This is a genomic window from Streptomyces globisporus C-1027, from assembly GCF_000261345.2.
Classification (GTDB): Bacteria; Actinomycetota; Actinomycetes; order Streptomycetales; family Streptomycetaceae; genus Streptomyces; species Streptomyces pakalii.
The window spans coordinates 4,213,937-4,231,870 of the sequence record NZ_CP013738.1 but is presented as its reverse complement, the minus strand read 5'-3'; the positions used below and the strand labels follow the sequence as shown (position 1 = coordinate 4,231,870).

General features: G+C 69.3%; 19 protein-coding genes, 1 tRNA gene and 1 pseudogene. 10 read left to right on the top strand and 11 right to left on the bottom strand.

All coding sequences use genetic code 11. From position 1 onward, the window contains the following. Positions 1-71: 71 nt before the first annotated feature. On the bottom strand, positions 72-371 hold the full coding sequence (locus WQO_RS18490) for a helix-turn-helix domain-containing protein (RefSeq protein WP_032749103.1): 300 nt from the start codon (positions 369-371) through the stop codon (positions 72-74). A 187-nt stretch (positions 372-558) separates the two neighbouring features. Between WQO_RS18490 and WQO_RS18485 the strand changes: the two genes are divergently transcribed. Next, complete coding sequence (locus WQO_RS18485) at positions 559-1,551, top strand: helix-turn-helix domain-containing protein (RefSeq protein WP_010063170.1); 993 nt, start codon at positions 559-561, stop codon at positions 1,549-1,551. A 60-nt stretch (positions 1,552-1,611) separates the two neighbouring features. Here WQO_RS18485 and WQO_RS18480 read toward each other — a convergent pair whose 3' ends face one another. From WQO_RS18480 to dnaK, 6 genes are all read right to left on the bottom strand, one after another. Further along, the gene (locus WQO_RS18480) at positions 1,612-1,842 is read right to left on the bottom strand and encodes a hypothetical protein (RefSeq protein ID WP_237274143.1); all 231 of its coding nucleotides are present in this window, start codon (positions 1,840-1,842) and stop codon (positions 1,612-1,614) included. A gap of 20 nt (positions 1,843-1,862) precedes the next feature. Further along, a complete protein-coding gene (locus WQO_RS36140; protein WP_010063168.1) occupies positions 1,863-2,156 on the bottom strand; it encodes a hypothetical protein in 294 nt (97 codons plus the stop codon). Positions 2,157-2,395: 239 nt separating this feature from the next. Then, positions 2,396-2,845, bottom strand: a complete 450-nt coding sequence (locus WQO_RS18470; RefSeq protein WP_010063167.1) for a heat shock protein transcriptional repressor HspR — start codon at positions 2,843-2,845, stop codon at positions 2,396-2,398. Between the two features lies 1 nt (position 2,846). Continuing rightward, the gene (dnaJ, locus tag WQO_RS18465; RefSeq protein WP_010063166.1) at positions 2,847-4,037 is read right to left on the bottom strand and encodes a molecular chaperone DnaJ; all 1,191 of its coding nucleotides are present in this window, start codon (positions 4,035-4,037) and stop codon (positions 2,847-2,849) included. 96 nt (positions 4,038-4,133) lie between these two features. After that, a complete protein-coding gene (grpE, locus tag WQO_RS18460; protein WP_010063165.1) occupies positions 4,134-4,787 on the bottom strand; it encodes a nucleotide exchange factor GrpE in 654 nt (217 codons plus the stop codon). Beyond that, on the bottom strand, positions 4,784-6,637 hold the full coding sequence (gene dnaK, locus WQO_RS18455) for a molecular chaperone DnaK (RefSeq protein WP_010063164.1): 1,854 nt from the start codon (positions 6,635-6,637) through the stop codon (positions 4,784-4,786). Before dnaK ends, grpE begins: the two co-directional genes overlap by 4 nt. Before the next feature lie 419 nt (positions 6,638-7,056). On the opposite strand from dnaK, the gene WQO_RS18450 reads away from it, so the two are divergent. The 4 genes from WQO_RS18450 to WQO_RS18435 all read left to right on the top strand — a co-directional run bounded on the left by WQO_RS18450 (position 7,057) and on the right by WQO_RS18435 (position 12,582). Then, the gene (locus WQO_RS18450) at positions 7,057-7,734 is read left to right on the top strand and encodes a sugar transferase (RefSeq protein ID WP_010063163.1); all 678 of its coding nucleotides are present in this window, start codon (positions 7,057-7,059) and stop codon (positions 7,732-7,734) included. A gap of 80 nt (positions 7,735-7,814) precedes the next feature. Next, positions 7,815-10,082: a (Fe-S)-binding protein gene (locus WQO_RS18445; RefSeq protein ID WP_010063161.1), complete on the top strand. Its 2,268-nt coding sequence runs from the start codon at positions 7,815-7,817 to the stop codon at positions 10,080-10,082. Between the two features lie 255 nt (positions 10,083-10,337). Then, positions 10,338-11,483 (top strand): FG-GAP repeat domain-containing protein, encoded by a 1,146-nt coding sequence (locus tag WQO_RS18440; RefSeq protein WP_010063160.1) that lies wholly within the window; start codon positions 10,338-10,340, stop codon positions 11,481-11,483. Between the two features lie 118 nt (positions 11,484-11,601). Then, positions 11,602-12,582, top strand: coding sequence for a Yip1 family protein (locus WQO_RS18435; protein ID WP_010063159.1), 981 nt, complete (start codon positions 11,602-11,604; stop codon positions 12,580-12,582). A gap of 68 nt (positions 12,583-12,650) precedes the next feature. Here the strand turns inward: WQO_RS18435 and WQO_RS18430 are convergent, their stop codons facing one another. Together WQO_RS18430 and dcd are read right to left on the bottom strand one after the other, a co-directional pair. Beyond that, positions 12,651-13,151 carry a phosphoribosyltransferase gene (locus WQO_RS18430; RefSeq protein ID WP_010063158.1) on the bottom strand — a complete coding sequence of 167 codons (501 nt, stop codon included), beginning with the start codon at positions 13,149-13,151 and terminating at the stop codon, positions 12,651-12,653. Between the two features lie 6 nt (positions 13,152-13,157). Continuing rightward, the gene (gene dcd, locus WQO_RS18425; RefSeq protein WP_010063157.1) at positions 13,158-13,733 is read right to left on the bottom strand and encodes a dCTP deaminase; all 576 of its coding nucleotides are present in this window, start codon (positions 13,731-13,733) and stop codon (positions 13,158-13,160) included. Between the two features lie 558 nt (positions 13,734-14,291). On the opposite strand from dcd, the gene WQO_RS18420 reads away from it, so the two are divergent. Together WQO_RS18420 and WQO_RS18415 are read left to right on the top strand one after the other, a co-directional pair. Then, positions 14,292-14,362 (top strand) — tRNA-Gly (locus WQO_RS18420). A gap of 229 nt (positions 14,363-14,591) precedes the next feature. Further along, positions 14,592-15,572: a sigma-70 family RNA polymerase sigma factor gene (locus tag WQO_RS18415; RefSeq protein WP_029182561.1), complete on the top strand. Its 981-nt coding sequence runs from the start codon at positions 14,592-14,594 to the stop codon at positions 15,570-15,572. On the opposite strand, the gene WQO_RS18410 is transcribed toward WQO_RS18415, so the two are convergent. Together WQO_RS18410 and WQO_RS18405 are read right to left on the bottom strand one after the other, a co-directional pair. Beyond that, positions 15,573-15,788: a DUF4287 domain-containing protein gene (locus tag WQO_RS18410; RefSeq protein ID WP_010063153.1), complete on the bottom strand. Its 216-nt coding sequence runs from the start codon at positions 15,786-15,788 to the stop codon at positions 15,573-15,575. 57 nt (positions 15,789-15,845) lie between these two features. Further along, positions 15,846-16,514 (bottom strand): DUF998 domain-containing protein, encoded by a 669-nt coding sequence (locus WQO_RS18405; RefSeq protein WP_029182560.1) that lies wholly within the window; start codon positions 16,512-16,514, stop codon positions 15,846-15,848. A gap of 156 nt (positions 16,515-16,670) precedes the next feature. On the opposite strand from WQO_RS18405, the gene WQO_RS18400 reads away from it, so the two are divergent. The 3 genes and pseudogenes from WQO_RS18400 to WQO_RS18390 all read left to right on the top strand — a co-directional run. Further along, positions 16,671-16,907: a type II toxin-antitoxin system CcdA family antitoxin gene (locus WQO_RS18400; RefSeq protein WP_010063150.1), complete on the top strand. Its 237-nt coding sequence runs from the start codon at positions 16,671-16,673 to the stop codon at positions 16,905-16,907. A 339-nt stretch (positions 16,908-17,246) separates the two neighbouring features. After that, positions 17,247-17,594, top strand: coding sequence for a hypothetical protein (locus WQO_RS18395; RefSeq protein WP_029182559.1), 348 nt, complete (start codon positions 17,247-17,249; stop codon positions 17,592-17,594). Beyond that, positions 17,591-17,857: pseudogene (locus WQO_RS18390) on the top strand (nucleotidyl transferase AbiEii/AbiGii toxin family protein); the annotation flags it as partial. The gene WQO_RS18395 and the pseudogene WQO_RS18390, both read left to right, overlap by 4 nt. Positions 17,858-17,934 lie beyond the last annotated feature (77 nt).

Below are 17,934 nucleotides of genomic sequence, written 5' to 3'. Positions count from 1 at the left end.
GGTCCCCTGCCGGAAGCAAGACTTCCGGCAGGGGACCTCGGGCGTAACGGTCTCCAGCGCGCGATCCGGCGTCAGATCGCGGACGCGGCCCCCTGATGTCCTCTGATGTCCTCCGCGTGCAGATACGACACGATCGCCGCCTCGAACCGGGACTTCAGGTTCAGCTTGCGCACGATGCTCGACGTGTGCGCCCGGACGGTCCGTTCCGTGATGCCCAGTCTCCGGGCCAGCCAGCGGTTCTGCTCCCCGCTCGCCAGCAGCACGAGCACTTCCAGCTCACGTTCGGTGAGCGTGGCGAAGTCCATCTCCGGCCGGCCGCCGACGGCGTCCCCCGCCCGTCCGCCGGTCCTCATCCGTTCGTCGGCCATCATCGTCACAGCAGTCTCCTCCATTGATCGTCACCGTCCCCCGTCCCGCGCCCGTCACCCGGACGACCGGGACTACCTGCTGCTTTACCTATGGATTACCCTCTCCCTCATCGGTTCGACGGTTGCACGGCATTTGACCGATGCCGCGGTGCGCCGTCGGTAGTCGTGCGGCACGCGGGGGGCGGCAGCGGTGAACGGCGGAAGCCTGTCCATACTCGGCCTGGACATCACGGAGGAGCGTGCCTACCGGCACTTCCTCCGCAATCCGGGCACCGGCACCGAGGACATCGGGGTGCTGCTCCACAGCCCTCGCGAGGAGGTGGAGAAGGCCCTCGCCCGCCTCGACGAGCTGGGCCTGCTGCGGACCGACGAGCACGGCGGCGTCGCGGCGGCCGCCCCGGAGACCGCGGTCGAGCGGCTCACGGAGATCCGGCTGCGCGAGCTGCACGAAGAGCTCCACCAGGTCACCAGGTCCCGGCACCTGATCGCCGAGCTGACAGCCGAACAGCAGACCCGCCCCCTCGCCACCCAGGGCGTCGAGCGGCTCGAAGTCCTCCGGCAGATCCGCGACCGGATCGACGACCTGGCCTTCTTCGCCCGCCAGGAGATCCTCTCCGTCGAGCCGTACACCGCCCTCACCGCCGAGAACATCGCGCACGCACGACCCCTGGACACCCGGTGTCTGCGCCGGGGCGTGCAGATCCGCAGCGTGGTGCTGCGGGAAGCGCTCGACCACCCGCCGACCGTCGCCTACCTCCGCGAACTCACCGCGCAGGGGGCGTCGATCCGGGCCGCGGACAAGCTGTCCGAGCGGATCCTCGTGTACGACCGCCGTACGGCCCTGGTGCCCGTCGACCCCTCGGACACCTCGCGCGGCGCGCTGGTCACCCAGCAGGCCGGTCTGGTCTCCAACATCCTGGCCCTGTTCGAGAAGATCTGGGCCGAGTCCACGGACCTCTCGACCCTGATCGACACCCACGCCTCGCCCTCCGACGTGCTGTCCGAGATGGAGCAGCGCGTCATGGAGGAGATGTGCCGGGTCGCCAAGGACGAGACGGGCGCGCGGAACCTGGACATCTCGGTGCGGACGTACCGCCGCCATGTCGCCGACGTGCTCCGCATCCTGGGCGCGACCAGCCGCCCGCACGCGGCCCTGCTGGCCCGCGAGCGTGGCTGGATCTGAGCCCCGGGAGGGGATGGGTCCGTACGGATCCCTCCCCGGAGGCGACGGGATCCGGCCGCCCTAGCCGGCCCCTTCCAGCACCCACCCGTGCAGCGTCCGGTCCCGCAGCGCCTCCGCGCACCGTTCCCGTACGGCGGTCACGTCCCCCGCGTCCCGCCCCGAGCCGCGCACCAGGACGGTGATCCGGTCCTCGTCGATGCGCTGGCCGCACTCCCACTGCGCGGGCAGCATCCCGATGAGCCGGAGCACCGCGATGCCGGCGGGCGTGGCGTCGGCGGAGACACGCGCCACCGCGATCTCCACCGGGTCTTCTACTGCCAGCCGTTGACGCACTTCACCTTGCCCATGAACGGCGCCAGCGGCTTCGGCAGCGGTGCCCCGCAGATGAGCCGGTTGACCGCCTCCTTCACCTCCGACGCGATCTCCTCGCCCCGGCCCCCGATCCCGGCCCCCGTCCCGGCCGTCCGCGGTGCGGCCTCCTCGGCCACCGTGCCGACCCCCGGAGCGGCGGTCGCGTGGGCCGGTGCGGCGGCCGCTCCGAGAACCAGTCCCAGGAGCAGTCCCCCCGTGGCGACCGTCTTTCCGGTGAACGCGTAGACGCCCATGTCTTCCTCCCCGTACGTCACGTGTCTCGTCGGCTCGTTCCCGCCGACATGCACCACCTTGTCAGCGGAGCGATCCGCTCCGGGAGGCGATCACTGTCAACTTGCTGCACGATTCCGGCCACTTGGTGCCAGCCACCGGCCACCACGGGGACACACGAAGACGGCCGGGGCGGAAGAACACCCTGTGTTCTTCCGCCCCGGCCGTCGTCCGTACGAAAAGGCCCGCCCCGAAGCTACTGCTAAGGCTTCGGCTTCGGCTTGGGCCGCCACACCACCAGCGCGCCCGTCTGCTGCACGTCCTGGTACGGCACCAGGTCGCGGCGGTACGAGGCGTGGACCTGGGCCTCGCGCTGCTGCATGGCGACCGCCGCGCCGTCCACCGCCGCCGAGAGCTCGGCGACGCGCTGCTGGAGCGCGGTCACCTGGTTCTCCAGCTCGATGATCCGCTTGATGCCCGCGAGGTTGATGCCCTCGTCCTGCGACAGCTGCTGCACGGTGCGCAGCAGCTCGATGTCACGGGCCGAGTAGCGCCGGCCGCGCCCGGCCGTACGGTCCGGGGAGACCAGGCCGAGACGGTCGTACTGGCGCAGCGTCTGCGGGTGGAGCCCCGAGAGCTGGGCCGCGATCGAGATCACGTACACCGGTGTCTCATCGGTCAGCTGGTACGGATTGCGTCGACGGCCGTCCATCTCAAGCTCCCTTCGCGGCCTGGAACAGTTCCGCCCGCGGGTCCTCGTCCGCGGTCGCCTTCCGGTAGGCCTCCAGGGCGTCCCTGGCCTCCTGGCCCAGGTCCCTGGGGACCGCGACCTCCACGGTGACCAGCAGGTCGCCGCGGGTGCCGTCCTTGCGCACCGCGCCCTTGCCCCGGGCGCGCATCGTACGCCCGTTGGGGGTGCCGGCGGGAAGCTTCAGCGTGACCGGGGGTCCGCCGAGCGTGGGGACCTTGATCTCGCCGCCGAGCGTCGCCTCCGGGTAGGTGACGGGCACGGTGACCGTGAGGTTGTCGCCCTTGCGGCCGAAGACCGGGTGGGCGTCGACGTGGACGACGACATACAGATCGCCGGCCGGACCGCCGCGCTCGCCCGCACCGCCCTTGCCGCGCAGCCGGATCCGCTGGCCGTCGGAGACGCCCGCCGGGATCCGCACCTGCATGGTGCGCGCCGACTTCGCCCGGCCGCTGCCCTTGCAGACGTCGCAGGGGTCCTGGGCGATGAGGCCCCGGCCCTTGCAGTCCACACAGGGGTCGGTGAGCGAGAAGCCGCCGCCGCTGCCGCGCGAGACCTGGCCGGTGCCGACGCAGGTCGGGCAGACCCGGGGGGTGCCGTTCTTGTCGCCGGTACCGGAACACGCCTTGCAGGGCGCCTGGCTGGACATCCGCAGCGGGACCGTGGCCCCGTCGACCGCCTCGGTGAAGCTGAGCGTCACCTCGGACTCGATGTCCTGGCCGCGCCTGGGCTGGACCCGGGTGCCGGTGCCGCCGCGGTTGAACAGCCCGCCGAAGACGTCGCCGAGACCGCCTCCGCCGCCGAAGCCGCCGCCCGCGCCGCCCTGTCCGCCGCCCGGGGCGCCCCCGCCGAAGAGGTCGCCCAGGTCGAAGTTGAAGTTGCCGCCCGCACCACCGGGGCCGGGCCGGAAGCCGCCGTTGCCGAAGAGGGCGCGCGCCTCGTCGTACTCCTTGCGCTTCTTGGGGTCACCGAGGACGTCGTTCGCCTCGGAGATCTCCTTGAAGCGCTCCTCCGCCTTGGCGTCGTTCTTGTTGGCGTCCGGGTGGAACTCGCGGGCGAGCTTCCGGTACGCCTTCTTGACCTCGGCGTCGGTGGCGTCCTTGGGGACGCCGAGGACCTTGTAGTAGTCCTTCTCGACGAAGTCCTTCGTGCTCATCGACGTCCCTCCTTCCGGACGATCGGCCGAGCGGCCGGCCCGTGGGCCGGCCGCCTGGCCGGTCGGTGTGCACCGAGGTGATCGGACGTGTTGCCGTCAGACCTCCTCGGTGCCACCGCTCTCCTCGTCGTCTGCCTTCTTCTCTTCCTTCGCCGCGGTGGGCGTGGCGCCCGGCTGCGGCTCGGCGACGGCCACCCGCGCGGGGCGGATGGTGCGCTCGCCGATGCGATACCCCGGCTGAAGGATCGCCACGCAGGTCGTCTCGGTGACGTCCGGCGCGTAGCTGTGCATCAGGGCCTCGTGGATCGTCGGGTCGAAGGGCTCGCCCTCCTTGCCGAACTGCTGGAGGCCCAGCTTCGCGACGACGGTCTCCATCGATTCGGCCACCGACTTGAAGCCGCCGACCAGCTCGCCGTGTTCCCGCGCGCGGCCGACGTCGTCGAGGACGGGCAGGAGCTCGGACAGGAGGTTCGCGACGGCGATCTCCTTGACCGTGACCCGGTCCCGCTCGACGCGGCGGCGGTAGTTCTGGTACTCGGCCTGGAGCCGCTGGAGGTCTGCCGTGCGCTCGTTGAGCGCCGTACGGACCTGGTCCAGCTGCGCCGTCAGACCGACGGTCGCATCGGTGTCCCCGGCCGGGGCCGCCGCCTCCTCCTCGGAGGAGTCGGCAGCCTTCGGCTCGGCGTCATCAGGGGTGGCGCCGGAGGGGACGTCGGGCTTCTCCTCGAAGCCCGGAGTCTCCTCGGTCACGCCGCACCGCCCTTGGTGTCCTTCTCGTCGTCCACGATCTCGGCGTCGACGACATCGTCATCGGCCTTGGCCTGGCCGTCGCCCGGGGCCTCGGCGCCCGGGGCCGCACCCTCGGCCTGGGCGTTGGCGTACATCGCCTGGCCCAGCTTCTGGGAGACGGCGGCGACCTTCTCGGTGGCCGTACGGATCTCGGCGGTGTCCTCGCCCTTGAGCTTCTCCTTCAGCTCCTCGACCGCGGTCTCCACCTCCGTCTTGACGTCGCCGGGGACCTTGTCCTCGTTGTCCTTGAGGAACTTCTCCGTCTGGTAGACGAGCTGCTCGCCCTGGTTGCGCGACTCGGCGGCCTCGCGGCGGGCGTGGTCCTCCTCCGCGTACTTCTCGGCCTCTTCGCGCATCCGGTTGACCTCGTCCTTCGGCAGCGAGGAGCCGCCGGTGACGGTCATCTTCTGCTCCTTGCCGGTGCCGAGGTCCTTGGCGGCGACGTGCATGATGCCGTTGGCGTCGATGTCGAAGGCGACCTCGATCTGCGGGACACCGCGCGGGGCCGGCGGCAGACCGGTCAGCTCGAACATCCCGAGCTTCTTGTTGTACGCCGCGATCTCGCGCTCGCCCTGGTAGACCTGGATCTGCACGGACGGCTGGTTGTCCTCGGCCGTCGTGAAGATCTCGGAGCGCTTGGTCGGGATCGTGGTGTTGCGCTCGATGAGCTTGGTCATGATCCCTCCCTTGGTCTCGATACCGAGGGACAGCGGGGTGACGTCGAGGAGCAGGACGTCCTTGACCTCACCCTTCAGGACACCGGCCTGGAGCGAGGCGCCGATGGCGACGACCTCGTCCGGGTTCACACCCTTGTTGGCCTCCTGGCCGCCGGTCAGCTCCTTGACGAGCTCGGCGACGGCGGGCATACGGGTGGAGCCACCGACGAGAACGACGTGGTCGATCTCGGAGAGCTGGATGCCCGCGTCCTTGATGACGTTGTGGAACGGGGTCTTGCAGCGGTCCAGGAGGTCCGAGGTCAGCTGCTGGAACTGCGAGCGCGTGAGCTTCTCGTCCAGGTGCAGCGGGCCCTCGGCGGACGCCGTGATGTAGGGCAGGTTGATCGTGGTCTCGGTCGAGGACGAGAGCTCGATCTTCGCCTTCTCCGCGGCCTCGCGGAGACGCTGGAGAGCCATCTTGTCCTTGGACAGGTCCACGCCGTGCCCGTTGGCGAACTGCTTCACCAGGTAGTCGACGACACGCTGGTCCCAGTCGTCACCACCGAGGTGGTTGTCACCGTTGGTGGCCTTCACCTCGACGACGCCGTCGCCGATCTCCAGGAGGGACACGTCGAAGGTGCCGCCACCGAGGTCGAAGACGAGGATCGTCTGGTCGTCCTTGTCGAGGCCGTACGCCAGGGCGGCGGCGGTCGGCTCGTTGACGATGCGCAGGACGTTCAGGCCCGCGATCTCGCCGGCCTCCTTCGTCGCCTGACGCTCGGAGTCGTTGAAGTACGCCGGGACGGTGATGACCGCGTCGGCCACCTTCTCGCCCAGGTAGGACTCGGCGTCGCGCTTCAGCTTCTGCAGGATGAAGGCGCTCATCTGCTGCGGGTTGAAGCCCTTGCCGTCGATCTCGATCTTCCAGTCCGTGCCCATGTGGCGCTTGACGGAGCGGATGGTCCTGTCGACGTTGGTGACCGCCTGGCGCTTGGCGACCTCGCCGACGAGCACCTCGCCGTTCTTGGCGAAGGCGACGACGGACGGCGTGGTCCTGGCGCCTTCGGCGTTGGTGATGACGGTGGGCTCGCCGCCTTCGAGAACGCTGACGACGGAGTTAGTCGTGCCCAGGTCGATGCCGACCGCACGTGCCATTTCAATTCCTCCAACGGATTACTTGAGTGGATCTGACTCAAGAATGCATGACACCCGCCCATGAGTCAACAGACCTGAGTCGAGCACGCTCAACTTAGGTGCTACTGCACGCTTACGTGGACCTTATCTGCGCCGATCCGCCCGCCACACCACCGCACCGGCGCACGCCACGCCCCTCGCGCACCACCCGACCCACCGTCCCATCGTGGGATCGTTCTGTCACAAATTGCCGCGAGACGGCCACAACCGTTACCGACCGGCAGGTTTCAGCGTGGATCGTCACCCATGGTGTCCCATCGAACCTCGAACCCCGGGCGGGCGCGATGCAGAACGCGAGGAAGCGGCACGTACGGCAGATGAGACGGGAGGACCGGCGGGCAGGAAGCACAAAGCGGCCGCCCTCACCCGCGCACCCGACCGTGTCCGGCACCGCGCGGGGCGACTTCCCCTCCCGCCCCGCCGTACACCTGGCAGGCCTCACCGACCGGGTGCGACGGCTCGCCGACCGCACCCTCCCCCGTACGTCGGCCGAACGCGCCCTGGACCTGGTGCTCGGCACCGCACTGCTCGCCCTGACCTACCCCGCCGTCGCCGCGGCCGCGCTCGTCCTGACCGCGCGGCGCACCCCGGGCGGCGCCTGGGACCGCCGGCCCCGGACGTGCCTGGGCGGCCGGGTCTTCGAGCTGCGCACCCTGCGGACCCGAAGGCTCCGCCTGGACCTGTTCTCGCGGCTGCCGCACGTCGTCCGCGGCGACCTCGCCCTGGTCGGCCCCGCCCCTCTGGCCCCCGGCGACCCCCGGGCCACCGGGCCAGGCGCCCGGCAGTGGCGGCAGGAACTGCGGCCGGGCCTGACCGGTCTGGCCCAGGTGCGCGCCCGCTCGGGCATGCCGTGGGACGACCCCGCTCTGCTGGACCAGCACTACGCAGAGCACCATGGAGTGGTGCTCGACCTGGCGATCCTCGCCGAAGCCGCCCGCAATCCCCTGCGGGAACAGCTCCGGAAGGCCCGCCGAACCAAGGCACACCTGAGCGACGCAGATCACCGCCCGTCCGCCTGCAGGAGGGTGGACCAAGCGGATAGTGTCAGCACAGACTAATTAAGTTACTGCTTAGTAGTAGCGGGCAGTATCACGTAACCAACTGGATCCCGCTCTCGCAGGCCCGAGGAGCCCCACTCATGCAACTCGCCGCGATCATCGTGTCGCTGGTGCTGACGGTCGTCGGCGTTGCGCTCGTCGCCCGAGCCGTCGCGCAGATCTACCGCTTCGTCCGCCTCGGACAGGCGGTACCGGCTGGCAGCCGCACCGACGACCCCAAGCAGCGGACGATCACCTTGATCAAGGAGTTCGTCGGCCATACCCGCATGAACCGCTGGGGAATCGTGGGCGTCGCCCACTGGTTCGTCGCGGTCGGCTTCCTGACCCTGGGCCTGACGATCGTCACGGCGTACGGCCAGCTGTTCAAGGCCGACTGGGTGCTGCCGTACATCGGCACCTTCCTGCCGTACGAGGTGTACATCGAGTTCATCGCGCTCGGCACGACCCTCGGCATCCTCGTCCTGATCGCGATCCGCCAGCTGAACCTGCCCTCGCGGGCGGGCCGCAAGTCGCGGTTCACCGGCTCCAAGATGGGCCAGGCGTACTTCGTCGAGGCGATCATCCTGATCATCGGCGCCGCGATCATGGTGCTCCGCGGTCTGGAGGGCGCGCTCCACCACGTGGACGGCTACGGCCCCGCGTACTTCGCCTCGTACCCCCTGGTCCTGGCCTTCGAGGGACTGAGCACCGAGACGCTGCAGAACCTGGTCTACCTGTTCGCGATGATCAAGCTCGGTACGACGATGATCTGGGCGATCACCGTCGGGCTGAACACGAACATGGGTGTGGCCTGGCACCGTTTCCTCGGCTTCCCGAACATCTGGTTCAAGCGGAACGCCGACGGCGAGGTCGCGCTCGGCGCGCTCCAGCCCATGACGACGGCCGGCAAGGAGATCGACTGGGAGGACCCGGCCGAGGACGCGGTCTTCGGTGTCTCCCAGGTCGAGCAGTTCTCCTGGAAGGGCATCCTCGACTTCTCCACCTGCACCGAGTGCGGCCGCTGCCAGTCGCAGTGCCCCGCCTGGAACACCGGCAAGCCCCTCTCCCCGAAGCTCCTGATCATGTCGCTGCGCGACCACGCGCACGCCAAGGCCCCCTACCTCCTGGCCGGCGGCGGCAAGACCATGGAGGGCGAGGAGAAGGCCACCGAGGAGCAGCTCAAGGACGTCCCCGCCGCCGCCCTCGCCGAGGCCGAGCGCCCGCTGATCGGCACCGCCGAGGAGAACGGCGTCATCGACCCCGACGTCCTGTGGTCCTGCACCACCTGCGGCGCCTGCGTCGAGCAGTGCCCGGTCGACATCGAGCACATCGACCACATCGTCGACATGCGCCGCTACCAGGTCATGATCGAGTCCGCGTTCCCGTCCGAGGCGGGCACGATGCTCAAGAACCTGGAGAAGAAGGGCAACCCCTGGGGCCTCGCCAAGAAGGCCCGTGTGGAGTGGACCAAGGAGGTCGACTTCGAGGTCCCGATCGTCGGCAAGGACGTCGAGGACCTCACCGAGGTCGACTACCTCTACTGGGTCGGCTGCGCCGGCGCCCTGGAGGACCGGGCCAAGAAGACCACCAAGGCCTTCGCCGAACTGCTGCACATGGCGGGCGTCAAGTTCGCGATCATGGGCGGCGACGAGAAGTGCACCGGTGACTCCGCCCGCCGCCTGGGCAACGAGCCGCTGTTCCAGCAGCTCGGCCAGGAAAACGTGGCCATGCTGAACATGGCGTACGGCGAGGACGACGAAGACGAGACGACGAAGAAGCCCAAGTCGTCGAAGAAGATCGTCGCGACCTGCCCGCACTGCTTCAACACCATCGCGAACGAGTACCCGCAGCTCGGCGGCGAGTACGAGGTCATCCACCACACCCAGCTGCTCCAGCACCTCATCGACGAGGGCAAGCTGATCCCGGTGACCCCGGTCGAGGGCCTGATCACCTACCACGACCCGTGCTACCTGGGCCGGCACAACAAGATCTACACCCCGCCCCGCGAGATCATCGCGAAGGTCCCGGGCCTGCGGAACGAGGAGATGCACCGCCACAAGGAGCGCGGCTTCTGCTGCGGCGCCGGCGGCGCCCGGATGTGGATGGAGGAGCGGATCGGCAAGCGCATCAACACCGAGCGCGTCGACGAGGCCCTCGCCCTCAACCCGGACATCGTCTCCACCGCCTGCCCGTTCTGCCTCGTCATGCTGACCGACTCGGTCAACGGCAAGAAGAACGACGGCCAGGCCAAGGAGTCGATCCAGGTCGTGGACGTCTCGCAGCTCCTCCTGGAGTCCGTGAAGACGCCCGCCGACCCGACCGGCGAGCCGGAGCAGGTGGACGCACCGGAGCCGGAACCGGCAAAGTGACGTAACGCATCAGCGCGAAGAAGCGGCCGGACCTGCCTCGGGGGCAGGACCGGCCGCTTCTTCGCGTCCGGGGCCTCAGTGACTGGGGGCAACGTGACGACCGCCGCAGAGGAACTGTGAACTCGGACATGTACGCGACGACGTAACTGGAGCATCATGTGCCCCGGAGAAGCCCACCAAGGCTCCCGGAACACATCCCGGGCCCCGGCGGCCGACGGGACCACCGGATCACGAACGACAAACAACGAGGCACCCGTGCGTCCACGCACCAGCACCCGCACCGAGCACCCGCAGGCGGCGGTCACCAGCAGGGTGACGGCCTCCCTCGCCGTGGGCTGTACGGCCCTCCTGCTGGCGCTCACGGCCTGTACGGGCCCGTCCTCCGCGTCCGACGGCAAGAACGGCGACACCCCGCCCCCGGCGCAGGCACGGACGCAGGCGGAGACCGCGAGCGCCCCCGTCCCCCGCGGCACCGGCAGCCGCGTCCCGTACGACTTCAACGGCGACGGCCACCGTGACCTGGTCGTCAACGACCTGGTGAAGGCCCCCGAGGACAGCCACGGCGACGACGCGGGCATCGGCATCGTGTACGGCACCGAGGACCGCGACCGCCCCCTGGACCCGGCCACCCGGCAGCTGCTGAGCGCCCGCGCGAACGCGGCGAAGTCCGGCGACACCCTGCCCGCCGCGTTCGACGCCGAGTCGGCCTGCGACCTGGACCGGGACGGCTTCACCGACCTGATCGTCTCCACCGACCCCCCGTACAACGGCATCGGCGCCCCGCCCGTACCGCTCCAGATCCTCTTCGGCTCCCCGCAGGGCCTGACGGGCAAGGCCGTCACCGTACGCATCCCGCAGCAGGCCCGGTTCGGCAACGAGTGGCCCGAGCAGCCGGTCTGCGGCGACTTCGACGGCGACGGGAAGGCCGACCTCGCGGTCACCGCCAGCGCCGGCCAGGTCACCTTCCTGCACGGCCCCTTCACCCGCACCGGGGCCCCGCGCAGCGCGGAACTGCTCCCCGACGGCGGCCCGTACCTCTACGCCCCCGAGCCCCGGACCGACACCGACGGCGACGGTTACGACGACCTCGTCGCCGCCGCCCGCCCGCACGCCCCCGGCCAGGCGGGCAAGGGCACCCTGCTCCTCGGCTCGGCGAAGGGCCCGGCGGGTCCCGGCAGCGCGTACGCGTTCGCCGCGGAGGACGTCCCCACCGCACCGCTGAAGGCGACGGGCACCACCCGCACCACTCTCCTGAACCACGGCGACTACGACGGCGACAAGAAGCCGGACACGGTGGTGCGGACGTACCGGGGCGAGCGGCAGGACCTGATCGCGCTCTACCCGGCGGGCAGCACGGACGAGCCCCTCGTCACCTTCTCCACCGCGCTGTTCCTCCCCTGAACTCCCCTTCCGGGGCCCCGGGGTGCGGCCCCTAGGGGATGTCACAGCTCGGCAGCAATGGCGCCCCGGTTCCCCCGGCCCCCGCTCCCCGCCCCCGGGGACCAGGTACGTTCGACGGGTGGCTGGATTCAGGATCGGACGCGGCCGGGACAACCGCACCCCGCAACAACCGCAGCAGCAGCGGCAGCAGCCGTACGGAGGGCAGGCACCACAGCCGCCGTACGGAGCTCAGCCGTGGCCGACGGCAGGAGGCCCGGGCAACGGCGCGGCGCCACCGCCGTACGGAGCCCAGTACGGCGCGGGCGGCTACCAAGGCCAGGGACAACAGGGCGGACACGGCGGCCACGGGCAAGGCGGCCATCAAGGCCACCACGGCCACGGCGGCGGCCACGGGGGCCACGGCGAACCGGAGTACTTCGGCGACCCGTACACGGACCCCGCACCCCACGACCCGTACGCCAACAATCCGGGCCACACGCAGGCGTTCCGCGTCGACGAGGACCCGTACGGCGACGGCAACACCTACCGCGCCGGTTCCGCCCCCGCCCAGCCGGCGGGCCCGCGGCTGCGCTGGAAGGAGCTGCTGAGCGGCATCGTGATGCGCCCCGGCCCGACGTTCTGGCAGATGCGGGACTACCCGGTCTGGGGCCCGGCGCTGGTCGTCACGTTCCTCTACGGCCTGCTCGCGCTCTTCGGCTTCGACCAGGCGCGCGAAGAAGCGATCAACGCGACGATCTCGACGGCCATCCCGTACGTCCTGTTCACCGGCGTCGGCTTCGTCATCGGCGGCCTGGTCCTCGGCGCGGTGACCCACACCCTGGCCCGCCAGCTCGGCGGCACGGGCTCGTGGCAGCCGACGGTGGGCCTGTCGATGCTGATCATGTCGATGACGGACGCCCCGCGCCTGCTCTTCGCCCTCTTCCTGGGCGGCGAGAACTCCCTGGTCCAGATCGTGGGCTGGCTGACCTGGCTGGCGGCGGGCGCGCTGTTCACGTCGATGGTGAGCAAGTCGCACGACCTGCCGTGGCCGAAGGCGCTGGGAGCGTCGGCGATCCAGCTGATCGCGCTGCTGTCGATCATCAAGCTGGGCACGATCTGAGCGAGTGACGCGGAAGGCCCCGGAACGCGTGCGCGTCCCGGGGCCTTCCGCATAGGTCTTCGTCATCCCTACGCGTCGAGAACCTGCCCGTCCCGCCGAACGACGGGCTTCTCGACCGACCAGGGGAAGTTGATCCACTGGTCGGTCTTCTTCCACACGTACTCGCACTTCACGAGGGAGTGGGACTTCTCGTAGATGACGGCGCTGCGCACTTCGGCGACGTGGTCGACGCAGAAGTCGTGGACGAGCTTGAGGGTCTTACCGGTATCGGCGACGTCGTCGGCGATCAGGACCTTCTTGTCGGAGAAGTCGATCGCGTTGGGGACGGGCGCCAGCATGACGGGCATTTCCAGGGTGGTCCCGACCCCGGTGTAGAACTCCACGTTGACGAGGTGGATGTTCTTGCAGTCGAGGGCGTAGGCGAGCCCGCCGGCGACGAACACGCCCCCGCGAGCGATGCTCAGCACCACATCCGGCTCATAGCCGTCATCGGCAACGGCCTGCGCGAGCTCGCGCACGGCGCGCCCGAAACCTTCGTAGGTGAGGTTTTCCCGCACGTCACTGGTCATGGTCGATCACACCTGGGTCCGATGGAAGTTCTGGAAGGACCGCGAGGCCGTAGGCCCGCGCTGCCCCTGGTACCGCGACCCGTACCGCTCGGACCCGTAAGGAAACTCGGCGGACGAGGTCAACCGGAACAGACACAGCTGCCCGATCTTCATCCCCGGCCACAGCTTTATCGGCAGCGTGGCGAGGTTCGACAGCTCCAGGGTCACGTGCCCGGAGAACCCGGGGTCGATGAACCCGGCCGTCGAGTGCGTCACCAGACCGAGCCGCCCGAGCGAGCTCTTTCCCTCCAGCCGCGAGGCCAGATCGTCGGGGAGCGAGATCACCTCGTACGTGGAGGCCAGCACGAACTCGCCGGGGTGGAGGATGAACGCCTCATCCCCCTCGGGCTCGACGGTCCGCGTCAGATCGGGCTGTTCCACCGCCGGATCGATGTGCGGGTACCGGTGGTTCTCGAACACCCGGAAGAAGCGGTCCAGCCGCACGTCGATGCTCGACGGCTGCACCATCGAAGGGTCGTACGGATCGATACGGACTCGCCCGGCGTCGATCTCGGCCCGGATGTCCTTGTCTGAGAGAAGCACGCCCCGAGGATACGCAGAACGCGCGAGCCCGCCCCAACCGGACCACCCGCGCGCCCCTGCTCCACGTATCCGCGACTACTGCTTCGCTACCACTCCGCTACCGCCGGCCACCGCTCAACCACGACGGCCGCTGCCGTTACCGCTCCCGCTACCGCTTCTCGAACGCCACGGGAACGGCCTGCCGCAACCGGGCGCACCGGGGACACCGGATCAACCGCCCCGGCCCGATCCTGTCGGCCCCGAGCTGCTGCATCGGGAACGACGAGGTAGTGAAAACGTGCCCTTCGGCACAGCGGACGACGGTGCGCTCCATCGACTCCATCAAGTCCCTTCCCCAACCGCATCTGGACGAGAACGCCACATTAGGGGATGAACAGGACGCCACTCCACGCGGCACTCCGACCACCCACGCTACGCCCCCAACTCCCGCCCATCACACCCCCGTCCACCTTTCCTCCCGCCCCCGGCGCACGACACGAAGGCCCCGCGGCGCATCCGCCGGGGGCCTGGCATGGGGTACAGTATGGAACGATGCAGAGCCGGTGATCGGCATGCTTCGCGGGTGTAGTTTAATGGTAGAACATGAGCTTCCCAAGCTCAGAGCGCGAGTTCGATTCTCGTCACCCGCTCTTCCACGAACCCCCAGGTCAACGGCCTGGGGGTTCGTCGTTGTCTAAACCTTCCTAAGCGCCTTGCACCACCTCCGCACCACCTGATCCCTTTTCGCGGCACTCGCGGTCGCTCTTTGTCCGTCCGCGCGATCGCCGCACATGCCCGCAGCTCTATCGTCATGCGCGTCGGATGGGAGCGCCTGGCCACATGGCGAGGGGGCACGTCATCGGGAACGGAGGGAACGACATGGATGACAAGGCAAAGGCGATGGTGCTGGAACTTGAGCTGTACCGGCGCGAGTTGGTTCGCCACTGCTATCGCATGCTGGGGTCGTACGCAGAAGCCGAGGACGCCGCTCAGCAGACCCTCGTCCGAGCTTGGCAGAACGCCGGGCAGTTCGAGGGCAGGTCGTCCCTGCGCTCATGGGTGTACCGCATCGCCACCAACGTGTGCCTAGACGCCCTGGCTGCCGGGAGGCGGCGGGCGCTGCCGATGGACCTGTCCGGGCCGTCGGACGGCGCCGCGCCTCCAGGCGCGCCGGCGGACAGCGCGCTGTGGATCGACCCTCTGCCCGGTGGCGATCCGGCGGCTTCCGCGGTGACCGGCGAGTCGGTGCGGTTGGCTTTCGTCGCCGCGCTCCAGCACCTGCCGCCCAAGCAGCGAGCCACACTGCTCCTGCGGGATGTCCTCGGCTTCTCGGCCCGCGAGGTCGCCGACCTGCACGGCTGCACCCTCGCCTCCGCCAACAGCGCTTTGCAGCGGGCCCGTGCCACTCTGGCCGATCGCCGGGACAGGACCGGCGAGCTCGGTCTCCCGGCGCCCGGTGGCACCCAGCAGGTTCTGGCCGAGCGGTACGCGACGGCGTTCTCCCGGTACGACATGGAGGAGCTGGGATTGCTGCTCCACGTCGATGCCACTCTGTCCCTGCCGCCGTACGCGAAGTGGATGCGTGGGATGGCCGATATCACGTCGTGGCTGACCGGGCCGGCCGTCGGCTGCCGCGGTTCACGGCTCGTCCCGACCGTGGCGAACGGCTCCCCTGCATTCGGCCAGTACCGGCCCCGTACGGACGGGACCGGATACGAGCCCTGGGCGCTCCAAGTCCTCGAGTTCTCCGGCGACCGCATCGCGAGCATCACGGCATTCCGTGACACCGCGCTCCTCTTCCCTCTGTTCGGCCTGCCGGGACACCTGAGCGGTGAAGCATGTCCCGGCGTCCCGGCCTGATCACTTGGCGCTGTCCTCGGCGAGTGTGTGGGCGACGAGGGCATTCGCATGGCCGTGGCCGAGTCCGTGCTCGGACTTGAGCCAGCCGACCAGTTCCATGTGCTTGGTGAGCGGCGAGGAACGAACGAGCCCCTTCCACTCGGCGATCGGGCGGCCGTACTTCTTCTCGATGGACGGGAAGTAGCTGGCAGGGCCCTTCACGGCGTTGTCGGTCATGGATGCTCCGTTTCGGATCGTGATCGTCTTGGTGGAATCGGTGAGAACGGCGTTTGGCTAGTGGTCGCCCGGAGCGTCGGCCAGCCGTGCCATCACCGCGCTCAGCCACAACAGCCCGAGGCCGGCACCGGCGGTGAACGCAAGAACCGACGCGGCAGAACCCATGAACCCGGCGAGGACAGCCGCGGGTACGACCCGCGACGCCACGGCCCAGCCGCGAAGACCCCGGGCGGCAAGCGGGCGGGCCAGAAGGACGAGTGCCGCACACAGAGCGAGGTAGCCGATCATTCCGGCAGCCATGTGGACCGCACCGTGCCCGCTCATCACCGTCGCGTCCGGGGAGCCTGCGGGGAAGCCCGCACCGGCGTCGGCCGGAAAGGCGGCTGCTGCCCAGAAGGAGAGACCGAACACGCCGACCAAGGCCGGTGCCCATCTCTCGGCGCGGTCTCTGTGCAGAGTCCGCCGCAGCCCGGCCGCGCCGGCGACCAGCAGCGCTCCGGTGAACACGAAACTCAGCGTCTGAACCCAGCCGGCCCCACCCAGAGCGAGTTGGCTGATCGCGTTTCGAGTGAAGTCGAAGCCGTCGCGCGTGAGGCCCTGGGCGAGTCCGGCCGCCAGGAACAGTGGACCTGCCAGCACACCACCGACCGTGAGCCTTCGCGCCGTGGATCGCCGACTGGTGGTTACCGAGTGGATGGGGCCAGGTGTGGTGAACGTGCCGGTCATGGCGTGCCTTCCTCGTTGCGACGGTGTCACCCGTATGACCGACGACGAGCGGCAAGATGATCGCCCTCCAGTGCGTGACCTAGCTCACACAGTGGAGGGTTGAGCTCCCTCGGGGGCAAGTCAGCCACCCCGCGCATGCTCCAGCATGCTGGACTCATGTCCTCCACGACTCGTATCACCGTCACCCTCCCCAGCGATCAGGTGGCGGAGCTCCGCAAGCTCACGGACAACGTCTCCGGCTACGTGGCAGAAGCCGTAGCCCGCCAGATCCGGCACCAGCTCCTGGGGGACGACCTCCGTCGGCATGAGGAAGAGCACGGCTTCCTCAGCGGCGAGGAGATCGCCGAGGCGCGCGCGAAGATCTTCGGCTCCACCGGCGCGGACGCCGCGTGAGCGAGTCGCGTCGAAACCGTCGGCCTGGACTCGGAAGGGCTCTCGGCCTGGATCGTCGCGCCGCCCGCCCTCGTGCCCCATCCGTACCCAGCCGAGCGGACAACAACGGTCAGGAACAGCCTCCAGAGACCATGGCGACCCCGGCTTCCTCGCAGGAAAGCGCAGTTCAGAGCCTTCCATACGACCCAAGCACCGCTGATTCCCAAGCTCAGAGCGCGAGTTCGATTCTCGTCGCCCGCTCCATGTAAAGCCCCAAGCCAACGGCCCGGGGCTTCTTCGTTTGGGTCACCTTGGATGCGTCCGGTCAGCTTCGGTGGCCTCTCCCTGGATAATCGACGTATGGCAACACAGCGCAGTCATTCTGATCTCCGCCGTGCCAAGTTCGCTCGGCGAACGCCTGCAGCACTCTCCGAACTTGTCGGCCCCGAGCACGGCACAGTGCGTCTGCCGCTCCACCTGGCATGGTCGGGGCTGACCACGTTCGACCTCGATCAGCCCCGGCTGCGGATGAGCTATTACCGCATCGTGCTGGCCGAGGGCCAGCACGACGACCTGGTCCGGTACCTCGACCGCGACCTCCTCATCAGCTTGTGGCCCACGCTGCGCACACTGATCAGCCGTGATGTCCGTGAAGTCTGGGAACACTCCTTCGACGAGCTCGCTCACAGCGCCCAGGCTGCTGCGTGAACCTCACCGACCTGCACCGTCGCCTGCTGGCTGATGTGCTCGCCGTGGGCGGTGCCTACCCTCTGGCGCTGGCCGGCGGGTACGCAGTTCAGGCACACGGCCTGGTCGACCGGCTCAGCCAGGACCTCGACGTAGCGACCGAGAACCCCGATCGCATGGAGGACATTGCTGCTGCCGTGCGCGCCGGCCTGGAACAGCACGGGTGGCAGGTCAGCGCTCTGGAAACGGACCCGCTCTCCGCACGCCTGATCCTCACCGATCCCGTCGGCGCCTGACCGATGACCGTGCGGCCCGTAAGGCTGATGGCCCGGGCGGGCGCGGCACCAGAAGGCAAACGGTC